The organism is Rhizobium sp. GCM10022189 (genome assembly GCF_042656325.1).
In the GTDB taxonomy this organism is placed as follows: Bacteria; Pseudomonadota; Alphaproteobacteria; order Rhizobiales; family Rhizobiaceae; genus Rhizobium.
Window position 1 is genome coordinate 607,347 of the sequence record NZ_JBHSOR010000049.1, and the last position, 9,116, is coordinate 616,462.

The following is a 9,116-nucleotide window of genomic DNA, read 5'->3' on the forward strand; positions in this document are numbered from 1 at the left end:
AAGATACGGGTAACATATACTGACTAAGGTGTAAGGCATGTATCGCGCCCTCACACGAGACATAGAAGTCGTTGTCGAGCCGTTTTATCTGGAGGAGCAATCCGATCCGGACGACGATCGTTATGTCTGGGGCTATCGCGTCGTCATCAGCAACAATTCCGGCATCGCCGTGCGCCTCGTCAACCGTTACTGGAACATTACCGACCAGAACGGGCAGATCGACGAGGTCAGCGGCCCCGGCGTGGTGGGCGAGCAGCCGCGGCTGCAGCCGGGCGATACTTACGAATATTCCTCCGGCTGCCCGCTCGACACGCCGTCCGGCCTGATGTTCGGCCATTACCAGATGGAGACGGACGAAGGCGAGCTGTTCGACGTGGACATTCCCGCCTTCTCGCTGGACTCGCCCGGCCTGCTGCGCGTGCTCAACTGAGGCGCAACGCCGTTTTCGCAAACGGCGTCGATCCAGCCGCGAGCAGCTCCATCTCGTTGTTTCCAAACAATTCCGGACGCAAGACCGTTTCACGCTCTTTCTGGAATTGCTCTACAGCTCAAAGGGATCGGAAGCGGTCTGCGTATCCGGCTTTGCCGCGAACGGGTCTTTCGATTGCGGCGGCGCCGGCTGTTGGGCGAGGGCGGAGTTGACGGCCTGCTGACAGGCGAGCATCTCATCGGTCGCCTTGACGGAATTCTTCAGGCTGAGGGAGACGATCTGCTTGCCGTTGAAATTGGCGCGAAAACTCAGCCTGAGTGCGAAATCGGCAACCAGGTTCGTGTCCTTGAAATTGATCCAGAGCGCCTTGATACCGTTGAAATCCAGGGCCGTCGCGTCGGCGTTCCACTTGGACCGATCCAGATAGAATTCGATCGGATACTGCTTGCCCTCTTCCAGCGACTTCCAGTTCGCATTGGCGATCAGCATATAAAAAGGATTGTCCTTGTCGGCGAAATTGAAGCCGAGACGGAAAACCGTGCCGTCTTCGAAGGCCGTCATGACGAAACAGGCACCGCCCAAAGTCCTGTCGACAGCGACAGTCCAGCCGCCGACTTCTTTCCACACCATCGTGTCGTCATCGGCAACGGCAATTTGCGGCACCGCAGCCAGGAGCGCGAACACCAGACACAAGACCTTCATCGGCACCCCACCCCGCTTTCACAGCCCGAACCAATGAATGGCAATAGGCGCACAGCGACTACCAAAAGTCGAGTCGCCGTGTTGCATCATCGCCTGTTTTTGTTGCCTGTTTTCGCCTCCGTCCGGGAGCGCTACGGCATCGGCCCGAAAACCGGAACGGTCTTCGGGCCGACGCACAGAAGGAGCCGGGGCGTCCCCTGTGCGTGCGCAGGGACGCACGGCACTTCAGGTAAGCTGGGAGGCAATCTCATCCACGGGGAAGCGGTAGGTGGTCGAGCAGAATTCGCAGGTCACGGAGATCTCGCCGTTTTCCTGGCTCGCCTCGATTTCCTTGGCGCTAAAACCCTTCAGCACGCCGCCGATCTTTTCGCGCGAACAGCTGCAGCGGTCGAAGACGGCGCGCGGATCGTAGACGCGCACGCCGCGCTCGTGGAAGAGGCGGAACAGAAGCCGCTCGGTGCCGACCTGCGGGTCGGTGAGTTCGTCGGCATCCACCGTTTCGACCAGCGAGCGGGCTTCCGTCCAGGCATCGTCCTCGACATGGGCGCGCGCGCCGGTATCGCCGTCGCCGCCGTGAAGGTCGGGCTGGCGCATCCGTTCGGGCGCTTCCGGCAGGAACTGGGCGACGAGGCCGCCGGCCCGCCAGCGGTGACGCGGCTTGCCGTTCTCGTCGCGGTCGAAAAGTTCGGCGGCGGCCAGGCGCACGCGCGTCGGGATCTGTTCCGACTGGCGGAAATAGACGCCGGCAATGTCTTCGAGCGAGGTGCCGTCCAGCGCCACGATGCCCTGATAGGGCTGGCTGAACCTGCCCTGGTCGATGGTGAAGGCGAGGATGCCCTTGCCGAGCAGCTGTTCCGGCTCCGTTTCGCCCGCCGCAATCGCCTTGTCGAGCAGGGCCTGATCGAAACGCGCATAGGCGCGGACGTTTTCCGGCGTCGAGAAATCGCAGACGAGAAGATCGACGGGGCCGTCGCTCTTGGTCTGCACGGTGAACTTGCCCTCGAATTTCAGCGAGGTGCCGAGCAGCACGGTCAGCACCACCACTTCCGCCAGAAGACGGGCGACGGGGGCGGGATAACGGTGGCGTTCGAGGATGGCATCCAGCATCGGGCCGAGCTGGACGGCGCGACCGCGCACATCAAGCCCTTCCACCTGGAAGGGGACGACATGGTCATCGCCGGCGAAATCGAACTCGCCGAGGGCGGCGGCAGCTTCTGCCATGGCTTTCACTCCTGTTCTGTCAGAGCAGCCGGCCAGCGCACCGGCCGCTCGCGCAGCCGCGAGTGTTCAACTCGCGACATCCGATTATGGTTCAGATCGCGCCCAGGCACCAAGCAAGAATCGACTTCTGCGCATGAAGGCGGTTTTCCGCCTCATCGAAGACCACGGATTGCGGGCCGTCGATCACCTCGTCCGTCACCTCCTCACCGCGATGCGCGGGAAGGCAGTGCATGAACAATGCGTCTTTGCCGGCCTGCGCCATCAAATGCGCGTTGACCTGATAAGGCTGGAAGACATTGTGACCTCTGGCCCGATGTTCCTGATTCATGGAGACCCAGGTATCGGTCACTACGCAATCGACGCCGGCGACCGCACGGTCGGCATCATGGCAGAGCATGATTTCGGCGCCCTCATTGCGAGCCCAGTTCAGATAGTGATCCTTCGGCTCGGAACCAAGGGGGACGGCCATGTTCATGCGGTAGCCGAAGCGGGCGGCCCCTTCCACCAGCGAATGCAGCACGTTGTTGCCGTCGCCGGTCCAGGCGATCGTCTTGCCCTTGATGGGGCCGCGATGCTCCTCGAAGGTCATGATATCGGCCATGATCTGGCAGGGGTGGGTATCGTCCGTCAGCGCGTTGATGACGGGAACGGTCGCGTGTTCGGCAAGCTCCAGCATCCGGCTGTGCTCGGTCGTGCGGATCATGATCGCATCGACGTAGCGCGAGAGAACCTTGGCGGTGTCGCCGATCGTCTCGGCGCGGCCGAGCTGCATTTCCGTGCCCGACAGGAACAGCGTTTCGCCGCCGAGCTGGCGCATGCCGACATCGAAGGAGACGCGGGTTCGGGTGGAGGGCTTCTCGAAGATCATGGCAAGCATCTTGCCGGCAAGCGGCTTGTCGGCGGTGCCGGCCTTGAAGGCCTGCTTTCGCAGCTTGGCATCGTCCATGATGGTTCTGAGGTCGGATGCGGTGACTGCGGAGAGATCGAGGAAATGTTTGGGGGAAGCCATCGTTCGTTACCTGCTACGCCCGCCGGCGGGCGGGGCGATGTTCTTTCAAGCGGTCTTCTTGACCTTGGCGGCGCGGATGCTTTCGGCGGCACGTTCGAGACGGGACAGACCCTCGCGCGCCTCCTCTGCGGTGACGACCAGCGGCGGCAGCAGGCGGATGACGTTGTCGCCGGCCGGGATCGCCAGAAGGTGTGCGGCGCGGATTTCCTGCAGCAGCTCGGCCGAGGGCACGGCGGCCTTGACGCCGAGCAGCAGGCCTTCGCCCCGGATGTCCTCGATCACGTCGGGATAACGGTCCTTGAGCGAGGCAAGGCCCTGGCGGAAGACGAGGGCGACATCGCGCACGTGCTCAAGGAACCCATCGGCGAGGATCAGATCGAGGACCGCGTTGCCGACGGCCATGGCGAGCGGGTTGCCGCCATAGGTGGAACCGTGCGTGCCGGCCTTCATGCCCGAGGCGGCTTCCGCCGTCGCAAGGCAGGCGCCGAGCGGGAAACCGCCGCCGATGCCCTTGGCGACGGCCATGATGTCAGGCGTCACGCCCGACCATTCGTAGGCGAAGAGCTTGCCGGTGCGGCCGACACCGGTCTGGACCTCGTCGAGGATGAGAAGCAGGCCGTGCTCGTCGCAGAGCTGGCGCAGCGCCTTCATGAATTCAGGTGTAACCGGGCGCACGCCGCCCTCGCCCTGCACGGGCTCGATGAGGATGCCGGCCGTCTTGTCGGAGATCGCGGCGCGCACGGCCTCGATATCGCCGAAGGGAACCTGATCGAAACCGGGGGTCTTGGGGCCGAAACCTTCCAGATATTTCTCCTGGCCGCCGGCGGCGATGGTCGCCAGCGTGCGGCCGTGAAAGGCGCCTTCGAAGGTGATGATATGGAAGCGCTCGGGATGGCCCTTGGAGAACTGGTAGCGGCGCGCCGTCTTGATGGCGCATTCGAGCGCCTCGGCGCCGGAATTGGTGAAGAACACCTTGTCGGCGAAGGTGGCTTCCGTCAGGCGATTGGCCAGCTTCTCCTGGCCGGGGATCTCGTAGACGTTCGACAGGTGCCAGACCTTGTCGGCCTGATCCTTGAGCGCTGCCACGATATGCGGATTGCCGTGGCCGACGGAGGTGACGGCCACGCCTGCGCCGAAATCCAGATATCGCTCGCCGGTTTCGGTAATCAGCCACACGCCTTCACCTCGCTCGAACCGCAGCGGGGCACGAGAATAGGTATCATATAGCGGCGAGGCTTCAGCCATGGCGCGAACTCCTGCAACAGGTTATGAGGCACCGGACTCCGGCTAAGAAAACCAGGCCCGAAAAATCAAAAATGCCGCCTTTCGGCGGCATGGATCACTATTTACTTTTCGCACTGCAATGTCAACAAAACTGCGGATTTAGCGCATGCGTCAAGCTGGCAACCGGCTTTACAGGTCTATCAACAGCTAATGTTGCAGAAATGACTCTCCGGGGAAGCAAGTTGGGGAAAACTACGAATTCGGATTCATCGGATTCCTGCGACTCTTGTCACAGAGTCAGGCTCACACTAGGTTAAAGTTCAATTACTAGACTGCATGCGGCGGAACTAGTCACCAAAATTGATCTGGCGTTTCTTGCCTCGGAATCTTCCGAGGCAGCGGTGAGGGATTCTGCCATCACCAACGCAAAAGGCGGAGACAGGGCATGAACTGGACAGACGAGCGTGTCGAGAAGCTCAAGAAGCTTTGGTCGGAGGGGCTGAGTGCCAGCCAGATCGCTGCGCAGCTTGGCGGGGTGAGTAGAAACGCCGTTATCGGCAAGGTTCACCGGCTCAGTCTTCCCGGCCGCGCCAAGGCCGGCGGCACGGCAACCGCAGCGCGTGCGCCCAAGCGCAACACCTCGGCCCCGCGCGCCCCGAACTATGCCTCCCGCATCGCCACCCGCACCGTGACCCGCCAGCAGGGCGCCACGATGCTGAAGGAAGAGATCGAGATCGAAACGGTGGAGGAAATGGACTATGTGCCGGCCGCCAACGTGGTCGTGCCGATCTCGCGCCGCCTCGGCCTGACGGAGCTGACCGAGCGCACCTGCAAGTGGCCGGTCGGCGACCCGCTGAAGGACGATTTCTACTTCTGCGGCTGCGACTCCCCGGATTCGTCGCCCTATTGCAACTACCACCAGCGCCTCGCCTACCAGCCGGTGAGCGAGCGCCGCAAGGCTGTGCGGGTCGGCTGATCCACGCCTTTCAAATGACGCAGCATCCGTCGCCCCTCTTCGCTGACGCGCAGGGGGGCGAATTTTTTTGCGTCGGTGAATTGCCGCCCGCAGCACATTTTTGCGCAGCTCCAACAGCAGCAATGTATATCCCTTTGACATATCCCAATCGTCGTTCTACATGGATATGGCATTCGTACATGGCCGGAGATCGAGGATGGAGCAGGGTTCAGTGTTTCAGAGCAATCGCAGCCAGGCCGTGAGGCTGCCCAAGGCTGTGGCTTTGCCAGATGACGTAAAGCGGGTGGATATCGTTGCTGTCGGACGCACGCGGATCATCTCGCCTGCCGGTGAAGTCTGGGATAGCTGGTTCGAGGGCGAAGCAGCGACATCGGATTTCATGAACGAACGCGATCAGCCGGCCGCGCAGGAGCGCGAAGCGTTTTGATGCTGAAGTACATGCTGGATACGAACATCTGCATTTTCACCGTGAAAAATCGGCCGCAGCATGTGCGAGAGGCTTTCAATCGTCATCATGGCCAACTCTGCATGAGTTCCATCAGCTTGATGGAACTGATCTATGGTGCGGAAAAATCGGCTGCTCCGGAAAGGAATTTGTCTGTCGTCGAAGGCTTTGCTGCTCGGCTTGAGGTACTCGCGTATGACGAAATAGCCGCTGCCCATACGGGCCAGCTGCGCGCCGAACTTGCGCGCGGCGGGACTCCCATCGGGCCTTACGATCAATTGATTGCCGGTCACGCGCGCTCGCGAGGGCTGATCCTGGTCACGAATAACAGGCGCGAATTCGACCGCGTTCCTGGCCTACGCGTTGAGGATTGGGCGACCTAGGCATGTCAAGCAGACCACGCTGACCAACGACAATGCCGTCCGCGATGTGATGGCCAGACAATCGTCGCGCATTCAACCGTTCATGTGGATTCCTTCCTCGCAGGCAGTCCGGGAGCGGGTGCCGCAAGGCTGTGTTTCAGCCCCAGGCCGGCATGGAACGGTGGTCGCGGCGCTGTAGCGCGATTTTCTGATACAGATGCGGTATTCTCGTCGAGCAGCGCGACGCACACAGTCGCTCAGGGGTGCCAATGGAGATCGATCCAAAGCGCATGACAATCGGGTTCGTCGGGACGGGCACGATTACCGAGGCCGTCGTCACCGGTCTGGGGAAGACAGCGTTTTGCGACACACCGGTCATGCTGTCACCCCGTAACGCAGGCGTCGCCGCCCGCCTCGCGGCGGCAAACCGGAATGTGTCGATCGCTTTGGGCAACCAGGATGTTCTCGACCGATCCGATCTCGTATTCGTGGCGGTGAGGCCGCAAATTGTCGAGGAGGTCGTCCGCTCGCTGCGATTTCGGCCGGACCACCATGTCATCAGCTTTGTCGCGGTCACACCAATGGATCAGCTGCTGGCATGGATCGACCAGCCGGTTCGCCTAAGCCTGGCAATTCCCCTTCCGTTCGTCGCAGATCTTCAGGGCGCGACTGCAATCTACCCGCCCGACGAGGTTTCCCACGCCCTCTTTTCGGCGCTCGGAACAGCGATCCAGGTCGAAAACAAGGCGGAGTTCGAACTTCTCGCGGTGGCGAGCTGCCTGATGGCCACCTATTTCGGCATCCTGGACGCGACCTCGACCTGGCTGCAGAGCCAGGGGCTTTCGGGAACGGCTGGCGACGCCTACCTCCGCCAGTTGTTTTCCGGTCTCGCCCATACTGCTAGCGCAAAACCTGTCGCGCGTTTTGACGAACTCATCGGCGAGCATTCGACCAGGGGCGGATTGAATGAACAGGTGCTCGAAGACTTTCGCGCGTTTGGCGGCACTGCGGCCCTGCAAAGGGCGCTTGATCGAATTCTTGCGCGTGTCCGCCTGTAAGGCGCCGGGTCTCTCGACGTTTGCTTTCGGCGCCTGGTGTCGGCTTTCATAAGGAGTTCGGGGGGCCAGAACAAACAAACGGGCCGCCCGGCAAGCGAGCGACCCGTTCGTGACCTCCGATTGCTCGGATCAGGCTTCCATCGAATATCCCGCGCCGCGCACGGTGCGGATGACATCCTGCATGTTGGAGAAGTTCAGCGCCTTGCGCAGGCGGCCGACATGGACGTCGACGGTGCGTTCGTCCACGTAGATATCGTGGCCCCAGACGCCGTCGAGCAGCTGCGAGCGGGAGAAGACGCGGCCCGGCGACGACATCAAAAATTCCAGCAGGCGGAATTCGGTCGGGCCGAGGCGGACTTCGCGGCTCTTGCGGTGGACGCGGTGGGTTTCACGGTCAAGCTCGATATCGCCGCATTTGAGAACGGTGGAGAGAACCTCCGGGCGGGCGCGGCGCAGCATGGCCTTGACGCGGGCAACCAGTTCCGGCGTGGAGAAGGGCTTGACGACATAATCGTCCGCGCCGGTCGAAAGGCCGCGCACACGCTCGCTCTCTTCGCCGCGCGCCGTCAGCATGATGATCGGCAGGCGCTCGGTCTCCGGCCGCATGCGCAGCCGCCGGCAGAGCTCGATGCCGGAAACGCCCGGCAGCATCCAGTCCAGGATGAGCAGGTCGGGCGTGCGCTCCTGAAGCCGGATCTCGGCCTCGTCGCCACGGAGGATCGTATCCACCTCGAAACCTTCGGCCTCGAGGTTGTAGCGCAGCAGCACGCTCAGCGCCTCTTCATCTTCAACAACTGCAACTCTTGGGATCATGCGTGTCAGTCTCCTAATGCACGATCCTTAAACCGGGGGTGATTTAAGCAAGGGATCATGCAGAAAGTCGGAATTGGCTGCACCCTCGCGCGCCCCCGGGGCGGGGCGCGCGTGCAATCGGCGGCCGGGATTACTCCGTGACGGCGCCGACGGTGTTGGAGCTGTCGTCCTTCGGACGCTCGCCCTCCGGCTGGGCACCGGTTGCCATATAGTAGATCGTCTCGGCGATGTTGGTCGCGTGGTCGCCGATGCGCTCGATGTTCTTGGCGCAGAAGAGAAGATGCGTGCAGCTCGTGATGTTGCGCGGATCTTCCATCATGTAGGTCAGCAGTTCGCGGAACAGCGAGGTGTACATCGCGTCGATCTCGTCGTCGCGCTCGCGGATGGACTTGGCCTTGTCGGCCGAACGCGTCGTGTAGACGTCGAGCACTTCCTTGAGCTGGACGAGCGCCAGTTCGGAGAGGTGTTCGAGGCCGCGGGCGAGCTTGCGCGGGACGCCGGTGCTCTGCACGGCGATGACGCGCTTGGCGGTGTTCTTGCCGAGATCGCCGACGCGCTCGAGATCGGCGGCGATCCGGATCGAACCGATGATCTCGCGCAGGTCGGAGGCCATCGGCTGGCGGCGGGCGATGGTGACGATCGCCTTGTCGTTGATTTCGCGCTCGGCGTGATCGAGGATCACGTCGTCGGAAATGACCTTCTGGGCGAGCGCCGTGTCACCGTTGACGAGCGCGCGGACGGCTTCGGCGCCCATCTGTTCGGCAAGGCCGCCCATCTCGGAAATGCGCCGGGACAGGAACTTCAGATCGTCGTCGTAGGCGGAAAAAATATGTGTCGATGCCATTGGGCTTTGTCCTCGAAAATCGGGAAGGCTTC

The 9,116-nt window shown here is 62.1% G+C and carries 11 protein-coding genes; 5 read left to right on the top strand and 6 right to left on the bottom strand.

Features of this window, described 5'->3' with window-relative positions:
* Positions 1-37: 37 nt before the first annotated feature.
* Positions 38-430: a Co2+/Mg2+ efflux protein ApaG gene (gene apaG / locus ACFPWW_RS24060; RefSeq protein WP_112705890.1), complete on the top strand. Its 393-nt coding sequence runs from the start codon at positions 38-40 to the stop codon at positions 428-430.
* 111 nt (positions 431-541) lie between these two features.
* Here the strand turns inward: apaG and ACFPWW_RS24065 are convergent, their stop codons facing one another.
* From ACFPWW_RS24065 to ACFPWW_RS24080, 4 genes are all read right to left on the bottom strand, one after another.
* Entirely contained in the window at positions 542-1,132 is a 591-nt protein-coding gene (locus ACFPWW_RS24065) for a hypothetical protein (RefSeq protein ID WP_112573657.1), read from the bottom strand.
* Between the two features lie 225 nt (positions 1,133-1,357).
* Positions 1,358-2,353, bottom strand: a complete 996-nt coding sequence (locus tag ACFPWW_RS24070) for an Hsp33 family molecular chaperone (protein ID WP_377313493.1) — start codon at positions 2,351-2,353, stop codon at positions 1,358-1,360.
* A gap of 91 nt (positions 2,354-2,444) precedes the next feature.
* Complete coding sequence (argF, locus tag ACFPWW_RS24075) at positions 2,445-3,362, bottom strand: ornithine carbamoyltransferase (protein WP_112753845.1); 918 nt, start codon at positions 3,360-3,362, stop codon at positions 2,445-2,447.
* A 45-nt stretch (positions 3,363-3,407) separates the two neighbouring features.
* On the bottom strand, positions 3,408-4,607 hold the full coding sequence (locus ACFPWW_RS24080; RefSeq protein ID WP_377313495.1) for an aspartate aminotransferase family protein: 1,200 nt from the start codon (positions 4,605-4,607) through the stop codon (positions 3,408-3,410).
* 424 nt (positions 4,608-5,031) lie between these two features.
* Here ACFPWW_RS24080 and ACFPWW_RS24085 point away from each other — a divergent pair, with 424 nt between their 5' ends.
* The 4 genes from ACFPWW_RS24085 (at position 5,032) to ACFPWW_RS24100 (ending at position 7,427) form a co-directional block, all read left to right on the top strand.
* Positions 5,032-5,562: a GcrA family cell cycle regulator gene (locus ACFPWW_RS24085; protein ID WP_112573313.1), complete on the top strand. Its 531-nt coding sequence runs from the start codon at positions 5,032-5,034 to the stop codon at positions 5,560-5,562.
* 196 nt (positions 5,563-5,758) lie between these two features.
* Entirely contained in the window at positions 5,759-5,989 is a 231-nt protein-coding gene (vapB, locus tag ACFPWW_RS24090; RefSeq protein ID WP_377313497.1) for a type II toxin-antitoxin system VapB family antitoxin, read from the top strand.
* Entirely contained in the window at positions 5,989-6,390 is a 402-nt protein-coding gene (gene vapC / locus ACFPWW_RS24095; RefSeq protein ID WP_112754621.1) for a type II toxin-antitoxin system tRNA(fMet)-specific endonuclease VapC, read from the top strand. The genes vapB and vapC overlap by 1 nt, the downstream gene beginning before the upstream one ends.
* A gap of 248 nt (positions 6,391-6,638) precedes the next feature.
* Positions 6,639-7,427: a pyrroline-5-carboxylate reductase gene (locus ACFPWW_RS24100; RefSeq protein ID WP_377313499.1), complete on the top strand. Its 789-nt coding sequence runs from the start codon at positions 6,639-6,641 to the stop codon at positions 7,425-7,427.
* 129 nt (positions 7,428-7,556) lie between these two features.
* On the opposite strand, the gene phoB is transcribed toward ACFPWW_RS24100, so the two are convergent.
* Together phoB and phoU are read right to left on the bottom strand one after the other, a co-directional pair.
* Positions 7,557-8,240 (bottom strand): phosphate regulon transcriptional regulator PhoB, encoded by a 684-nt coding sequence (gene phoB, locus ACFPWW_RS24105; protein WP_003570612.1) that lies wholly within the window; start codon positions 8,238-8,240, stop codon positions 7,557-7,559.
* A gap of 130 nt (positions 8,241-8,370) precedes the next feature.
* On the bottom strand, positions 8,371-9,084 hold the full coding sequence (gene phoU, locus ACFPWW_RS24110; RefSeq protein WP_112705882.1) for a phosphate signaling complex protein PhoU: 714 nt from the start codon (positions 9,082-9,084) through the stop codon (positions 8,371-8,373).
* Positions 9,085-9,116: the final 32 nt, after the last annotated feature.